This is a genomic window from Sulfitobacter sabulilitoris, assembly GCF_005887615.1.
Taxonomy (GTDB): Bacteria; Pseudomonadota; Alphaproteobacteria; order Rhodobacterales; family Rhodobacteraceae; genus Sulfitobacter_E; species Sulfitobacter_E sabulilitoris.
Genome location: NZ_VANS01000002.1, coordinates 39879 through 55725 on the forward strand (window position 1 = coordinate 39879; position 15847 = coordinate 55725).

Annotated in this window: 15 protein-coding genes; 5 read left to right on the forward strand and 10 right to left on the reverse strand. The window is 64.6% G+C overall.

The features are described 5' to 3' along the window. Positions 1-12: 12 nt before the first annotated feature. Genes FDT80_RS08555 through FDT80_RS08565 form a run of 3 tightly spaced genes read right to left on the reverse strand, consistent with a single transcriptional unit; the run spans position 13 to position 3340 of the window. Positions 13-1254: an MFS transporter gene (locus tag FDT80_RS08555; protein ID WP_138661870.1), complete on the reverse strand. Its 1242-nt coding sequence runs from the start codon at positions 1252-1254 to the stop codon at positions 13-15. Next, a complete protein-coding gene (locus FDT80_RS08560; RefSeq protein ID WP_138661871.1) occupies positions 1251-2012 on the reverse strand; it encodes a DUF1365 domain-containing protein in 762 nt (253 codons plus the stop codon). The genes FDT80_RS08555 and FDT80_RS08560 overlap by 4 nt, the downstream gene beginning before the upstream one ends. Then, positions 2009-3340: an NAD(P)/FAD-dependent oxidoreductase gene (locus tag FDT80_RS08565; RefSeq protein WP_138661872.1), complete on the reverse strand. Its 1332-nt coding sequence runs from the start codon at positions 3338-3340 to the stop codon at positions 2009-2011. The genes FDT80_RS08560 and FDT80_RS08565 overlap by 4 nt, the downstream gene beginning before the upstream one ends. A 281-nt stretch (positions 3341-3621) precedes the next feature. Between FDT80_RS08565 and FDT80_RS08570 the strand changes: the two genes are divergently transcribed. From FDT80_RS08570 to FDT80_RS08580, 3 genes are all read left to right on the forward strand, one after another. Beyond that, complete coding sequence (locus tag FDT80_RS08570; RefSeq protein WP_246039933.1) at positions 3622-4128, forward strand: sigma-70 family RNA polymerase sigma factor; 507 nt, start codon at positions 3622-3624, stop codon at positions 4126-4128. Between the two features lie 12 nt (positions 4129-4140). Beyond that, positions 4141-4815: a ChrR family anti-sigma-E factor gene (locus tag FDT80_RS08575; RefSeq protein ID WP_138661874.1), complete on the forward strand. Its 675-nt coding sequence runs from the start codon at positions 4141-4143 to the stop codon at positions 4813-4815. A gap of 120 nt (positions 4816-4935) precedes the next feature. Then, positions 4936-5502: a L,D-transpeptidase gene (locus FDT80_RS08580; RefSeq protein ID WP_138661875.1), complete on the forward strand. Its 567-nt coding sequence runs from the start codon at positions 4936-4938 to the stop codon at positions 5500-5502. Positions 5503-5522: 20 nt separating this feature from the next. Here FDT80_RS08580 and FDT80_RS08585 read toward each other — a convergent pair whose 3' ends face one another. From FDT80_RS08585 to puuE, 7 genes are all read right to left on the reverse strand, one after another. Then, complete coding sequence (locus FDT80_RS08585; RefSeq protein ID WP_138661876.1) at positions 5523-6761, reverse strand: DNA recombination protein RmuC; 1239 nt, start codon at positions 6759-6761, stop codon at positions 5523-5525. Continuing rightward, positions 6758-8599, reverse strand: a complete 1842-nt coding sequence (gene mutL, locus FDT80_RS08590) for a DNA mismatch repair endonuclease MutL (RefSeq protein WP_138661877.1) — start codon at positions 8597-8599, stop codon at positions 6758-6760. The genes FDT80_RS08585 and mutL overlap by 4 nt, the downstream gene beginning before the upstream one ends. A gap of 63 nt (positions 8600-8662) precedes the next feature. Continuing rightward, complete coding sequence (locus tag FDT80_RS08595; protein WP_138661878.1) at positions 8663-9886, reverse strand: urate hydroxylase PuuD; 1224 nt, start codon at positions 9884-9886, stop codon at positions 8663-8665. A gap of 134 nt (positions 9887-10020) precedes the next feature. Next, positions 10021-11445 carry a uracil-xanthine permease family protein gene (locus FDT80_RS08600; RefSeq protein ID WP_138661879.1) on the reverse strand — a complete coding sequence of 475 codons (1425 nt, stop codon included), beginning with the start codon at positions 11443-11445 and terminating at the stop codon, positions 10021-10023. A gap of 64 nt (positions 11446-11509) precedes the next feature. Beyond that, the gene (locus FDT80_RS08605; RefSeq protein ID WP_138661880.1) at positions 11510-11998 is read right to left on the reverse strand and encodes an ureidoglycolate lyase; all 489 of its coding nucleotides are present in this window, start codon (positions 11996-11998) and stop codon (positions 11510-11512) included. Beyond that, positions 11995-12804, reverse strand: coding sequence for a bifunctional allantoicase/(S)-ureidoglycine aminohydrolase (locus tag FDT80_RS08610; RefSeq protein ID WP_138661881.1), 810 nt, complete (start codon positions 12802-12804; stop codon positions 11995-11997). Before FDT80_RS08610 ends, FDT80_RS08605 begins: the two co-directional genes overlap by 4 nt. Beyond that, positions 12801-14213, reverse strand: a complete 1413-nt coding sequence (puuE, locus tag FDT80_RS08615; protein WP_138661882.1) for an allantoinase PuuE — start codon at positions 14211-14213, stop codon at positions 12801-12803. The genes FDT80_RS08610 and puuE overlap by 4 nt, the downstream gene beginning before the upstream one ends. 114 nt (positions 14214-14327) lie before the next feature. On the opposite strand from puuE, the gene uraH reads away from it, so the two are divergent. Next, complete coding sequence (gene uraH, locus FDT80_RS08620) at positions 14328-14687, forward strand: hydroxyisourate hydrolase (protein ID WP_138661883.1); 360 nt, start codon at positions 14328-14330, stop codon at positions 14685-14687. Positions 14688-14796: 109 nt separating this feature from the next. Then, positions 14797-15801 (forward strand): deoxyribose-phosphate aldolase, encoded by a 1005-nt coding sequence (gene deoC, locus FDT80_RS08625; RefSeq protein ID WP_138661884.1) that lies wholly within the window; start codon positions 14797-14799, stop codon positions 15799-15801. Positions 15802-15847 lie beyond the last annotated feature (46 nt).

A 15847-nucleotide genomic window follows, 5' to 3' on the forward strand; every position in this document is an offset into this window, starting at 1 on the left:
TACACCCAAAACTCAGGTCTCCTCCAGATTAGTGATGGCCAGCAGCGCGATCGCCGCCAGTTTGAGAACGCAGGGCAGGGCCGCGTACAGAAGTGTCAGCAGCCACAACGCCTGTTGCGGATTGTCCGCAGCCCCGCTTTCGAAGCCTGCCTGCTCCAACGCGGGCAACAGGGTCACCGCCGCAAGCGCCAGCGTCAGCTTGGATACGAACGACCACAGTCCGAAGCCTTCGGCGGCGGAGGGCGATATGGTCTCCATCCGCGTCGCGAAGATCGCAGGCAGCAGCGTCAGATCGGCACCGAGCGCCGCGCCCGAGGCGACGCAGATCACGCCGAAGGCCAGCCAGTCGCCCGGCCCAAGCAGCAATGTAAAGCCAAAGGCGACGATCGCCAGTGCCATCGCCGAAATAAGTACGCGCTTGGCCCCTGCCCTTTCTGCAAGCGCGCCCCAGGCGGGGGCGGCAAGGGCCGCGGACAAGAAGAACACCAGCAACAGCGGCCCCTCGTATCCAGGTGCCTCCAGCCTGCTTTCCACGAAAAACAGGAAGATCGTCGAACTGACGGCCACCGGCGCCGCGTTCAGCAGCGCGATGATCAGCAGCCGCCGCGCCAGCGGATCGCGCAGCACCGTGGCAAACCCGGTCGAGGGCGGCGCGCCCTTGCTGCTCCACTCCGCGCGCATCGACCAGCCCGCGGCCACGGCCAGCACCGCAAACCCAGCCGCGAACCCTGCAAAGGGCGCGCCCATCACCGCGCCCAGCGCCACCGGTGCAACAGAGGCCGCGCAAACCCCCAACAACGCGCCGGTTTCGCGCCAGCGCGCCAGGCGCAGGTGCCCCTTCCCCCCAAGCCGGCCCGCCTTGATCACGCCCTGGGCGTAAAAATTGATCGTCAGAAAGCTGAAGGCGGAGAACACGAGCGTCAGCATCACGCCGAACCAGACCAGCGGCGGCAGCAACGGCGGCACCGCGAAAAGCCCCAGCATTGCCAGTGCGATCACCCCGCAGCCCAGTGTCACGGCCCCGGCCCGGTGGTCGCGAAACATCTCGGACAAGCGGCCCAGCAGCGGGTCCTGCACCACGTCCAGCAGGCGCAACCCGAACAGCACCGTGCCCAGCGCCGCCAGCGACACACCATATTCATCGACATAGAATTTCGGCGCGTGGATATAGATCGGAAGCCCGGCGGCCGCCAAAAGGGCGGCAAACAGCGAATAGGCGGGCAGTCGCGCGGGGCCGGCGGCGGCATGTGTCATCCGCGAGACACGTCTTTGGCCGGCGGAACCGGGCGGGGGCGATACCCCGCGCCTTTCCACCACAGCACCAGCGCCTGCCAGTGGATGAGCGCGAGCACGCGCCGCGCGCCGAAGGGCCGTCGCAGCGCCGAGCGCAGGATGGACCCGTTGCTGAGCGGTGCGCGCTTGCCCGTCAGCGTGGCGATCAAGCCGCCGTTTCCCTGGCTGTAATCGATCCAGATACCGATGCGATCCGCCGAGATATCGAAGCGGAAGGCATAACCGCCCTCGACCGGTTGAAAGGGCGAGACGTGAAAGATCTTGGTCGCATGCAGCGTGTCGCTGGCCGCGATGGGCGACAGGTCGGTATGGTGGCACAGGTAGCTGTGCCGATCGCCAAAAGTGTTCGACACCTCCGCGATCACCGCGATCAGCGCACCATCGGCCCGACGGCAGAGCCAAAAGCTGACCGGGTTGAACACGTGTCCCAACATCCGCGGCTGCGCCAAAAGCTCGATCCGTCCAACGCCGGCAATCTGATGCTGCTCCAGAACCTCGCGCACCCACACCGCGCCGCGTCCCTGACCGGGCGCGCCGCCGTGGTCGCGGTCATGCACCGATGTCAGCGCGCCACCATTGCGCTTGAAAAGCCGCGGCGTGCGAAGCTCCGCCTCGGCATCCAGCAAGACGTAGTCGACCGAATAGCGAAAGGCGTTCTGCACCGCTCCCTTGCGCCCATGAAACGTCTGGCCTGCGATATGATCGACGGTTGCCGTCATTCGGCGGCGACCGACAGGACGTTGGTGCCCTGGATGGCGTCCACGACATCCACCGCCGAGGACAGACCGTCTTCGTGAAAGCCGTTTTTCATCCATGCACCGCAGAACCAGGTGTTCTGCGCACCGTTAAAGGCGCGCAACCGCTCCTGCGCGGCCAGAGCCGCCAGATCGTAGACCGGGTGGCGCAGTGTGACCTGATCGTAGATCAACTCTTCGCGGATCGTCCGCTTGCTGTTGAGGGTGACGAAATGCAGGTCGTCCATCGGGATCGGCTGCAACGAGTTCATCCAATAGGTCAGGTCGATGCGTTCGGATTTCACCGTGCTGTCCTCGGTATAGACCCAGCTTGCCCATGTCTGGCGTTTCCGGGGCATGATCGACGTATCGGCGTGCAGGACGATATCGTTCGGCTGATAGGCGATGGCACCCAGCGCGCTTTGCTCCTGTGCCGACGGATCGCCCAGCAGGCGCAGGCTGTCGTCGGAATGGGTGGCGAAAATCACCTCGTCGAATGTCTCGGCGTCGGCGCCCCATGCCTTGATCTGTACCTTGCCGGCGTCGCGTGTGACCGACTGCACCGGGCAGCCAAGCCGCAGCGTCACGCCGCGCGCCACCATCCGCGCTTCGAGGCGCTGCACATATTGGGTCGATCCGCCCTCCACCGTGTACCACTGATGCTGTCCCGTGGTGTTGAGCAGCGCATGATTTTCAAAAAACTGGATCATCGCATAGGCCGGGAAGTCCATGATCCGTTCCGTGGGCGTGGACCAGATGGCCCCTGACAGCGGCAGAAGATAGAAATCACGGAACCAGTCACCCGCCCCCAATTGCGCCAGGAATTCCCGCACCGTCAGCGTCGGGTTCTGCGAGGCCACGCGCAAGGCGTTCTTGTTGAACCGGAAGATGTCGCGCACCATGCCCAGAAACCGCGGGTTCACGGCATTGATCCGTTGGGCAAACAACGCATCCAGAGAGGTCAGCGCATATTCAAGCTTGCCGCCCCCGATGGACGCGCCAAAGCTCATGTTCGACTTTACGACCGGCACGTCCAACTCGGCAAACAGCGCCGCCATGTGCGGATAGTTGGCGTAGTTGAACACGATAAACCCCGTATCGACCGGCTGATCACCGGCCTTGCCGGCCATCACGGTGCGCGCGTGGCCGCCCAGGCGCGGCTCCGCCTCGAACAAGGTCACGTCGTGATCGTCGCTGAGCATATAGGCAGCGCCCATGCCGGAAATACCAGCCCCGATCACCGCGATTTTTCTGGAAAGACCCGGCTTGATGCTCGGGGGATGCTGATCAACAGTCAGCGCTTCAAAAGGCATGTGCACTCGTTCCGTGTTTTTGTTCGTTATGACTGTTACGGTGACGCGCGCCGACTGGATGTAAATGGGGCAAACTATTATTTTTTGATCCGCTTTCGCATCGGGGCCGTAATCAGTACATGTTAGCGGGTCTAGAAACACATCAGAAACCAACGATGGGCCGCTCCGGCGCCGCCGGGCAGCCCTGTGCCATGGGTTTCGTCGGAATTGATAAGAAAAGACACGTGAGCAAGGACGATAGAAACGAAGCGGATGCGAAAAGGCTGTTGTGGGTGGGTCACATGATCCGCATCCGCGATCACAAGGACCGTGCCGCGTTTGCGGAGTTGTTCGGGCATTTCGCGCCCCGCATCAAGGGGTTCTTGATGAAGTCCGGCGCAGATGCGTCGCTGGCGGAGGAATGCGCGCAGGACGTCATGGCGACCTGCTGGCACAAGGCGGGCATGTTCGATGCCTCGCGGGCATCGGTGGCGACGTGGATCTTCACGATTGCGCGAAACCGCCGCATCGACATTCTGCGCCGCCAGCGCAGGCCGGAACCCGACGACCTGCCCTGGGGGCCAGAAGCGGAGCCCGACCAGGAAGACGTCGTGGCGCTGCAACAAGATACGGAGCTTTTGGGCAAGGCCTTGGCCGATCTGCCAGAAGCACAGAAAGAGTTGATCAAACTGGCGTATTTCGGGGAACTGACCCACAGCGAAATCGCCTCGGAAACCGGTCTGCCGCTGGGCACGATCAAATCGAGACTGAGACTGGCGCTAGAGCGTCTGCGCCACGCAATGACATGAAGTAACGAGCAAATGACACAAAAGATCAAACACCACCTGAACGACGCGACGTTGATGGATTATGCCGCCGGCAATCTGCCCGAAGCGTTCAATTTGATCGTCGCGGCGCATCTGTCTCTGTGCGACACCTGTCGCGCCCAGGCGATGACGTTTGATGCGTTGGGCGGCGAAGTGCTTGAGCATCTGAGCGGCACTGCCGATGCTGATGACACGCCCGTTCGGATGGACGCGCAGAGCCTCAGATCCACGATGGCGCTGATCGCCGGCGGACCGGTCGAACAGATCACCGTAAAACGGTCGAAGGACGCGGTTCTGCCCGGCCCGGTGCAGGATTACGTGGGCGGTGGGCTGGAGAACGTCAGATGGCGGCCCGTCGGCATGGGTGTGCGTCAGGCGATTCTGCCCACGGCCAAGGGCGCCACCGCACGTCTGCTGCACATTCCCGCAGGCGCGGCGATGCCCGATCACGGCCACAGAGGGCAGGAAATGACGCTTGTCCTTCAGGGCGCGTTTCAGGACGAGGACGACTATTTCGCCCGCGGCGACGTCGAAATCGCCGACAGCGATCTGCATCACACACCCGTGGCCGACATCCACGAGGATTGCATCTGCCTTGCGGTGACCGATGCGCCGCTGCAGTTCGACGGCCTTTTGCCCAAGATCGCACAGCGGTTTTTGCGGATCTGACCGCTTGCCGGAAAGCTATTCAGAATAACGAATATATCACGTGCTTGTGTGTGGCCAAGTCCCCTGGCCGCGCGTTAGCCACGGGGCATCGACCCGAGGCAGACAAGAAGGCAGTGATAAATGACCATCCTCTCCAGACGCGGCTTTGTGCTGGGCACATTGGCCGCGCCCTTCGTTTCGACGACCGCATTTGCGCAAGACCGGCCCGAGGCCGACGCGGAAGGCGTGCGTCACAATATCTCAAGCTTCATCACTCAGGACTGGCGCGATCACTTCGATGATCTGGGCAAGGGTGCGATAGTGGCGGATACGGTGTCGCGGGCGCTGCATTACTGGAATTCGGACGCAAGCGATTACCGCATCTATCCAACCTCCGTTCCGATGACGGACGAGCTGACCAAGCGCGGATATACGGAAATCATCCGCAAGCGCGTCGGCCCGGACTGGACCCCAACGGCCAGCATGATGGAACGCAATCCCGAGCTGAAATACATGCCGCCGGGCCCTGGCAATCCGCTGGGCACGCACGCGATGTACCTGGGCTGGCCCGCCTACCTGATCCACGGCACACATGACACGCGCAAGATCGGGCGACGGTCGTCCGATGGCTGCATCGGCCTTTACAACGAGAAGATCGAAGAGTTGTTCGCGATCACGCCGGTGGGCACGCAGGTGCGGATCATCTGATCTTGCCGGCGGCGCGGCCGTCAGCCGGCAGGCTTTGACAGGGGCACGACCTGCGACGCGTCTTCGGGGCTGATCTCTTCGAAATCGAAATTGTCGAGCCGCGCGGCCCGTTTGCCCGCGCGCTCGGCGGCCGTGGTGATGCCGTCCAGATCGGCCCGCGCCTGCCCGAAATGGGTGTTGAGCTTGTCCACTCGACTGACCACGATCTCCACATCCCGGTGCAACAGCTTGAGGGTTTTGCGAATGGCGCCCGCCTGTTCGCGCATCCGTGCGTCTTTCAGGATCGCGCGCATGGTGTTCAGCGTGGCCATGCAGGTCGTTGGCGACACGATCCACACACGGGCGGCAAAGCCGTCGCGCACCAGTTCGGGGAAATTGGCGTGCAGTTCGGCATAGACCGCTTCTGACGGCAGGAACATCAGCGCGCCATCCGCCGTTTCGCCTTCCAGAATGTATTTCTCGCTGATCGCCTTGATATGCGCCTTGACCGCCGTGCGCATGGCGCGGGCGGCCTCGGTCGTGTCGTAGTCGGTCTTGGCCCGGCGCAGCGCCTCGTAGGCTTCCAGCGGGAATTTGCTGTCGATCACGATGGGCCCCGGCGGGTTCGGCAGGTGGATCAGGCAATCGGCGCGTTTGCCGTTGGACAGCGTCGCCTGCAGGGTAAAGCTGTCGCGCGGCAGCGCCTTGGACACGATGTCGTGCAACTGGATCTCGCCGAAGGCGCCGCGAGTCTGCTTGTTGCTGAGGATATCCTGAAGGCTCAGCACATCGCCCGACAGTTTGGTGATGTTGTCCTGTGCCCGGTCGATGGCCGCCAGCCGTTCCTGCAGTTGCGTCAGGCTGGTGGTGGTCTGCTTCGACGATCCGTGCAGGGTTTCCTTCATCCGTTCCTGCATGTCCGCCAGCGACCGGGCAGAGCGGGCGGCATTGTCGGCCAGCCTGTCCTGCATCTGCTGCTGAACGGCGGCAAGACGCGATTCGACCACCTGGATGACTTGCGCCTGTGCGTTGGCCTGCGTGTCCGACACCGTCCGCAACCCCCCGCGCAACTGTTCCTGCCCCATGCCCAATTGCTGCACGTTCTGGCCAAGGATGCCCATCTGCTGCGCCAGCGGCGCGGTCATCCGAGCGGTCTTGCCCGCGCGCAGCACAGCGATGACCAGCAGTACCAGGATCAACAGTATCACCCCGGCCCCGGCCAGAACCCCGATCACCAGCGGATCGTCAAATGCGTAAACCTGCCCTGCGATCTCGATCATGTGCGTCCGAACAGCCGTTCAATATCACTCAGTTTCAGCTCGACGTAGGTGGGGCGACCGTGGTTGCACTGGCCTGAATGCGGGGTCGCTTCCATCTCGCGCAGCAGCGCGTTCATTTCCTCGCCGCGCATCCAGCGGCCCGACCGGATCGACCCGTGGCAGGCCACCCGGCTCAGGATCGCCTCGATCCGCGCCTGCAAAGTCGTGCTGCTGTCCTGATCGGACAATTCATCGAGGATATCGAACACCATCGCGCGGGCATCGACCGTGCCGAGGATCGCGGGCGTTTCGCGCACCGCGATGGCATTGCCGCCAAAGGCCTCGATCCCGAGGCCGAGCCGCGCCAGATCCTCTGCCAGATCCAGCAGGCGGGCGCAGTCGCCCGAGGACAGTTCGACGATTTCGGGGATCAGCAGCGCCTGCGCCGCAACCCCGTTTTCGGCCATCTGGCGCTTGAGCTTTTCGTAAACCAGCCGCTCATGCGCCGCGTGCTGATCGACGATGACCATGCCCGTCGCGGTCTGGGCGATGATGTAATTTTCGTGCACCTGCCCGCGCGCGGTGCCCAGCGGATAGTCGCGGGTCTGCTGTGGTGCTTCATCCGACGCCGGCGCCGGTGTCTCGACCCGGCCCCACATGCCGGCGGTTTCGGCAAAGCCGGGCGTCTGCGCGTCATAGGCCGCCTGGCGCGCCCCCGCGCTGGGGCGATCCATCTGGTAGATCCGCGCCCCGGGGGATTCCGGTGTCATCGCGCCCAGCGTCGCATCGGCCACCGTGGTCGACGCGCGGTGCCCCGCATTCGCCAGTGCATGCCGCAGGCCCGACACGATCAACCCGCGCGCCAGCCCCGGATCGCGAAAGCGCACCTCGGATTTCGCCGGATGCACGTTCACGTCCACCAACCTGGGGTCGCAATCGACGAACAGCGCCGCAGCCGGGTGCCGGTCGCGGCTCAGGAAATCGAAATAGGCCCCGCGCAGCGCGCCCGTCAGCAGCTTGTCGCGCACCGGGCGGCCATTGACGAACAGGTACTGCGCCACCGCCGACCCGCGCGAATAGGTGGGCAAGGCAGCGTAGCCCGTCAGGTGCAGTCCCTCGCGCTCGGCGTCGATGGCCAGTGAATTGTCGGCAAATTCGCGCCCCAGCACGGTCGCAAGCCGCCCGTGCAGCGCGTCGAACAAATCGCCGGTCTGCGCGGGTGCACGAAAGACCTCGCGCCCGTCGCCCCCGCCCGAGGTGTCGCGCAGCACGAAGCTCACAAAGGGTTCGGCCATCGCCAACCGCTTGACCACGTCGCCGATGGCCTGCGCCTCGGCCCGGTCGGTGCGCAGAAATTTCAGCCGCGCAGGCGTGGCATAGAACAGATCGCGTAGCGTGACGGTCGTGCCCGCGTTGAGCGCGGCCGGTTTCACACCGCCCGCCTGCCCGCCCGCGACGGTAATTTCGGCGGCCTGCGCGCCGGGCACGCGGCTGGTGATGGTCAGCCGGCCCACCGCGCCAAGCGACGGCAGCGCCTCGCCGCGAAAGCCAAAGGTATGAATATCCAGCAGGTCCGATCCGTCGATCTTTGACGTCGCATGGCGCGACAGGGCAAGCGGAAGATCCGCGGCGGCGATCCCGCAGCCGTCGTCCGTGACCCGGATCAGCGTCTTGCCGCCGTCGGCATAGTCCACCGTGATCCGACGCGCGCCGGCATCGATGGCGTTCTCGACCAGTTCCTTGACCGCGGAGGCGGGCCGTTCCACCACCTCGCCCGCCGCGATGCGATTGATTGCGCCATCGTCCAACTGACGTATGACGGGACGGTTTTCGCTGATATTGGGGTTCGGATGCGCCATACCGCTATACCTAGCATGGCGGGCGGCGATTCTAAAACCGGAATCGGACGCTGCCCACGCCGTTCAGGAGCCCGTCGCGGCGGTGTACCACGCGATGATCGCGGCCCGTTCCTCGGCTTCGATATAGGACAGGTTGGCGGGCGGCATGGCGTGGCTGATCCCCGCCTGTAGATAGATCGCGCGGGCATTTCGGACGATCTGCTGCTCGGTCTCGAGCATGACGCCCTTGGGTGGCCAGAGAAGCCCCTGCCAGACAGGGTCCGCCGCGTGGCACATCGAACAGCGCGTCAGCATGATGTCGTGCACCTGGTCGAACCCGGCCGCCCGGGCAAAGATCGCGCCGCCGCCCTGCGCCGCCGCATCGTCATCGGCACGAAACATCGGCGCGGTCGAAAGCCACATGATCGCGATGAAGATCAGCACCGTCGCCGCCCATGTCCAGGTCGGTCGCCCGCTACGCGCATGCAGCGAATTGAACCAGTGCCGGATCGTCACCCCCATCAGGAACACCAGGCTGGCGATGATCCAGGTGTATTGAGTACCGAAGGCGAGCGGATAATGATTGCTGAGCATCAGGAAGATGACCGGCAGGGTGAGGTAGTTGTTGTGCGTGCTGCGCTGCTTGGCGATCTTGCCGTATTTCGCATCCGGCGTGCGGCCCGCGATCAGATCGGCCACGACGATCTTCTGGTTGGGAATGATGATGGCAAAGACATTGGCCGACATGATCGTCGCGGTAAACGCCCCGAGGTGCAGCATCGCCGCACGCCCGGTGAAGACGGAGGTATAGAAATACGCCATGCCCACAAGGATCACGTAAAGCCCAAGCATCAACCGCGTGTTGTCGTTGCCGAACCGCGATTTGCAGATCTGGTCATAGACGAGCCACCCAAGCCCCAGCGAGGCCACCGAGATCGCAATGGCCTGCCACGCCGACAGGTCGGCTACGGCGGGGTCGATCAGATAGAATTCGGCCCCCAGGTAATAGACCAGCGCCAACAGCGCAAAGCCCGACAGCCATGTGGCGTAGCTTTCCCATTTGAACCAGACCAGGTTGCCGGGCATCTGGTCCGGGGCGATCAGGTATTTCTGGATATGGTAGAAGCCGCCGCCGTGAACCTGCCATTCCTCGCCTTCGGCGCCGGAAGCGAGGTTGCGGTCGCGGTGCAGGCCCAGATCCAGCGCGATGAAATAGAATGACGACCCGATCCATGCGATCGCGGTGATGACATGCAGCCAGCGCACGGCGAATTCGATCCAGGCGCCCGTTGCGGCAAGGTCGTACATGGTCAGGGTCCTTTGTCGGTCTGGGCGCAGGTCGTCGCCCGGTGTTCAATACCAGACATCGCGCGCGCGGCAATCGCCGGAGCCTCCGGCGGGGATATTTTTGAACAAGAGAAGCGCAGGCGGCGATCCCTTGGTCAGCGCGGCAAGCTGCCCTTGCCCTGGCCCGACAGCCCGCCGGAGACCTCCTCCGTCGCCTCGCCGGTCAGGTCGTGGGGCAATGCGAGGTTCAGCACGATGGCGATCAGCGCGGCGGGCAGCAGGCCGCTGGTCATCAGGATGCGCGCGGTGTCGGGCAGGTGCTGCACGGCGCCCGGTTCGAGTTGCAGGCCAAGGCCCACAGAGAGCGAAATCGCGAAGATCACCATGTTGCGGCGGTTCCAGTCGACGTCCGACAGCATCGAAATGCCGGCGGCGACGACCATGCCGAACATCACGATGACGCCACCGCCCAACACTTCGATCGGGACGGTGCGGATCACGCCGCCGACCTTGGGCACCAGACCGCAGAGGATCAGGAACAGCGCGCCGCAGGTGACGACGTGGCGGCTCATCACTCCGGTCATCGCGATCAGGCCGACGTTCTGGCTGAACGACGTGTTGGGCAAGCCGCCAAAGACCCCGGCGACGGCGGTGCCGATACCGTCGGCGTAGGTGGCGCCGGTAATCTCGGTATCCGTCGCTTCGCGGCCCGCGCCCCCCTTGGTGATGCCCGATACGTCGCCCACCGTTTCGATGGCCGAAATGAAGGCCATGAGGCAAAAGCCGATCACGGCTGCGGCGGAAAATTCGAAACCGTACCGGAAGGGCTGCGGCAGGGCGAAGGCGGCGGAGCGCGACCACGAGCCGGTGATCGCCTCGACCGTCAGCATGCCGACGCCCAGCGCATAGAGATACCCCACCAGCAGACCGATCAGCACAGCGGAGACCGACAGCATACCGCGGGTGAAGAACTTGAGCCCGAGCGTGACCACGATCACCACCAGCGCGGCCGACCAGTTGAGCAGGCTGCCGTAGTCCGGCGTGCCGATCGCGGGAACGCCACCCGCCGCGTATTGGATGCCCACCTTGACCAGCGCCAGGCCGATCATCGTCACGACCAGACCGGTGACCAACGGCGGCAGGGCAAAGCGGATGCGCCCGATGAAAAGCCCCAGACAGGCGTGGAACAGCCCGCCGATCACCACACCGCCGAACAGCGCCGCCAGCGCATCGACGCCCTTGCCGGCCACCAGCGGGATCATGATCGGAAGGAAGGCGAAGGATGTGCCCTGCACGATCGGCAGACCCGCGCCCACCGGGCCAAGGGTGATCGTCTGCAGCAGCGTGGCGACGCCCGCGAACAGCATCGACATCTGGATGAGATAGAGCAGTTCGGGAAAATCTGGCGAATTGGACCCGAACCCGAAGCCCGCCGCCCCGGCCACGATGATCGCGGGCGTCACGTTCGAGACGAACATCGCCATGACGTGCTGGATACCCAGTGGAATGGCGCGGCTGAGCGGTGGGGTGTAGTCGGGATCGCGAAGCTGCTCTGGAGTACCGATGGACGATGCGGTCATGCTGGTATCCTTGTTGAGGGTCCCGATGTGCCGGAGCGGATCGGAGCGGGTCGGTTATCCGAAACTATGCGGCCACAATATATGGTGGATCAAGGAAAAATTCTTCGAGGTTTGGTGTGTCCCCGATCCGGTCCACCACGGCAAAGAGCCCCGGCGCGAAGAGTGGCGTCAGCACGCCATGCCAGGTGCCGCGGTGCAGGTTGATGCCCTGGTGCGGTGCGGTGAGAAACGCCAGCGGCGCGCCGGGCCGCCCGCCGTCGTCCGGCGCGACGATAACCAGAAACGGATGTTCGGTCATCGGGATAAAGGCCTGAGAGCCTTGGGGATGCCGTTCCAGCAGGTCGAGGGCATAGGGCAGACTGCGCGGCGTTGCGTTGAAAAGGCTTATGCCCGCGCGTCCATCCGGGCCGAAGTCGAGCGTTGCGCGGTCGTGGTAGCGGCCACACAGCCCGGCGTTGATGATCTTGTCCGGTTCGCCAGCACAGTCGAGAACGTCACCGAAGGGGGCGAACCGCCGTGCCGTCAGGGGCCGGGTCGTGATCCGCCGGGTCATAGCACCGGGTGACGGTTCACGTCCTTGTAGAGCAGATAGCGAAACGGTTCGGTCCCCGTGGCGATGCACGCCTGCGGACAAAAGGCGCGCAGCCACATGAAATCGCCGGGGCCGACGGGCACCCAATCGGTGTTCAGCAGATAGTCGGCGGTGCCTTGCAGGACGTAAAGCCCATGTTCCATCACATGGGTTTCCGCAAAGGGGATGCGCCCGCCCGGCTGAAAGGTGACGATGTTGACGTGCATGTCGTGGCGCAGGTCGGCGGGATCGACAAAGCGGGTCGTCGACCAGACACCATTGCAATCGGGCATGGGCGTTGGCGCCACCGCGTGATCCGAGGTGACGAAGGCATCGGGCGCATCGATCCCCGGCGCGGGCGCGTACCGCTTGCGCACCAGGTGCAACTGGCACGCCGCATCGCCCGAATTGCGCAGGGTCCAGTCCGCGCCGGGCGGGATATAGGCGTAACCGCCGGGCGTCATGTCGTGGCCCTGTCCCTTGATGGTCAGCCGCAGCGCGCCGGACGCGACAAGGATCACGGTCTGGGCCATGGAATCGGGTTCGGGCGCATCCGATCCGCCGCCGGGGGCGATTTCGACGGCATATTGCGCGAATGTCTCGGCAAATCCGGACAGCGGACGGGCGAGAATCCAGGCGCGCGTCCCCGTCCAGCCGGGCAGGAAGCTGGTGACGATATCGCGCTGTGTCACGGCGGGCAGCACGGCATAGGCCGGGGTGAACACCGCGGTGCCTTCGGGGCGCACGCTCTGGTCGGGCAGACCACCGGGTGGGAAGGCATAGGTCATAGCAGGGTCTCCAGCCGCAGGCGGGCGATGCGTTCGACCTGCGCGCAGGCCGTGGTGAATTCGGTTTCGGTGTCATTGGCGATCCGGGTGCGAAACGCGCGCTGTATCCCTGCCTTGTCGTGATCCTTGACCGCGATGATGAAGGGAAAGCCATGCTTCTCCACATAGGCCGCGTTCATCTGCTGGAACTCGTCGCGCTCAGCATCGGTCAGCGCGTCAAGGCCGGCGCTGGCCTGTTCGGCGGTGCTGTCGGCGGTCAGGCGCTTGGCGGCGGCCAGTTTGCCCGCCAGATCGGGGTGCGCGGCCAGGACGCCCAGCCGCTCTTCGGGTCCGGCGCTGCGGAACATGCGCGCAAGGGCGTTGTGCACCCCCGCGGCGCTGTCATGCGCCGGGCCTAGCTCAAGATCGAAGGCGCGTTCGGCGATCCAGGCGGAATGCTCGAAGATGCCGCCGAAGGTCGCGACGAATTCGGCGCGGTCCATCTGCGAGGGGCGCAGGCGCGGTCGCCGGGGATGCGTGGCGCGCCAATGGTCGGCGATGTCGATGCGCCGCGGACACCAGACGCCCTCGAACCCCTGGATATAGTCGACAAAACGGCGCAGCGCCTGCACCCGTCCGGGCCGCCCGATCAGGCGGCAGTGCAGACCGACCGACATCATCTTGGTGCTGCCTGCACCGCCTTCGGCATACAGCGCATCGAATGTATCGCGCAGGTAGGCAAAGAACTGATCGCCCGAATTGAACCCCTGTGGCGTGGCAAAGCGCATGTCGTTGCAATCGAGCGTGTAGGGAATGATGAGTTGATCGCGCCCGCCGATCTGCGCCCAGTAGGGCAAATCGTCGTCGTATGTGTCCGATATGTAGTCGAAGTGCCCGGTGGCGGCCGCCAGCGCCACGGTATTGACCGAACAGCGCCCGGTGTACCACCCGCGCGGAGGGATCCCGGTGACTTCGGTGTGAAGGCGGACCGCTTCGGCGATGTCGGCAGCCTCGGCCTGCGGCTCATGATCCTTGTAGTCGATCCACTTCAGCCCGTGGCTGGCGATTTCCCAACCGGCGGCCTGCATCGCCTCGACTTGCAGGGGGCTGCGGGCCAGCGCCGTGGCGACGCCGTAGATCGTCAGCGGGATGCCCGCGCCGGTGAACAGCCGGTGCAGCCGCCAAAAGCCCGCGCGCGCGCCGTAGTCATAGATCGATTCCATGTTCCAGTGCCGCTGCCCCGGCCAGGGCTGCGCGCCGACGATTTCCGACAGGAATGCCTCTGACGCGGCATCGCCGTGCAGCAGGCAGTTTTCGCCGCCCTCTTCGTAGTTCAGCACGAATTGCACCGCGATCCGCGCGCCGCCCGGCCAGGCCGCATCGGGGGGCGTGGGGCCGTAGCCGGTGAAATCGCGGGGATAGCGCTGCATGGGGTCCGGATCCTTGGTGTCGCGCCCTGCTTTGGGCTTTTGTCCTGTTTCGCCCTTTGCAACCGGCAACGCAACATGCACATGCTGCCCCACGGCCAATTGCAGGAGACACAGATGCCTAATGGATACCTGACCACCCATGTTCTTGATACCGCGCGGGGGGTTCCAGCGGGCGGGCTGACCGTGACGCTGTACCGGATTGCCGGAAACGAGCCGCAACGCCTGAGCCAGATGGTGACGAATGCGGACGGGCGCACCAACAGCCCGATCCTGCCGCAGTCGGATTTCGTGCCCGGCACCTATGAGCTGGTGTTCGAGGCGGGCGCCTATCTGGAGGCGACGAACACACCGCCGGAAGACCCGCGATTCCTGGACATCATCCCGATCCGCTTTGGCATTTCGGACCCGGACAGCCACTACCACGTGCCGCTGCTTCTGTCGCCTTTCGGGTATTCGACCTACCGGGGCAGCTAAGCGGCCGGTCTTTGCCGGGTCTGCGCGGGTGACGCCACGGCCCAGTCGCTTGCCAAGCCGGTATGCGCATGCGAATTTGCCCGCCTGAACCGCAAGGGACACCGACACGATGCAGACCCAAACGACCCAAACCGCCACCGGCAACACAACGCACCAGTTGCCGCAGGTGACCGAGCCGCGCAATCCCGGCATGCCGCTCGACATGGACTGGGTCCGGTCGGTACAGGCCAACACCTCGGCGATCGAACGGCGCGCCGGCAGCATCGCCGCGCGGCGGTCGGTGAAAAAGGCGCATCAGGCGGCATGGCTTCTGCGGGCGATCACCTGCATCGACCTGACGACACTGGCGGGCGACGATACCGCGCGGCGGGTCGAACGGCTTTGCGCCAAGGCGCGGCACCCGGTATCGCAGGGCATTCTGGATCAGCTTGGAATGAAGCCAATCACCACCGGCGCGGTCTGTGTCTATCACGAGATGGTGCCGACCGCCGTCGCGGCGCTCAGGGGTACGGGCATTCCCGTCGCCGCCGTCAGCACCGGCTTTCCCGCCGGGCTTTCGCCGCTGCACCTGCGGATCGAGGAGATCCGCGAAAGCGTCAAGGCGGGCGCGTCCGAGATCGACATCGTGATCTCGCGGCGGCACGTGCTCTCGGGCGACTGGCAGGCGCTGTACGACGAGATGCGCGCCTTTCGCGAGGCCTGCGGCGAGGCGCATGTGAAGGCGATCCTGGCCACGGGCGAGCTGGGATCCCTGCGCAACGTGGCGCGCGCATCGCTGGTTTGCATGATGGCGGGTGCCGATTTCATCAAGACCTCGACCGGCAAGGAAGGCGTGAACGCCACCCTGCCCGTGACGCTGGTGATGATCCGCGCGATCCGCGACTATTATGCGCGCACCGGGTTTCGCGTCGGCTACAAACCCGCGGGCGGGATTTCCAAGGCCAAGGACGCGATCACGTATCTTGCGCTGATCAAGGAGGAACTGGGCGATCGCTGGCTGATGCCGGATCTGTTCCGCTTTGGCGCGTCGTCGCTTCTGGGCGATATCGAGCGGCAGTTGGAACACCATGTGACGGGCAGCTATTCCGCCGGATACCGCCACGCCACAAGCTGACGCCCCGCGGGGTGCCTGACAGAACAAGACTTTGCAAAAGGGTAAA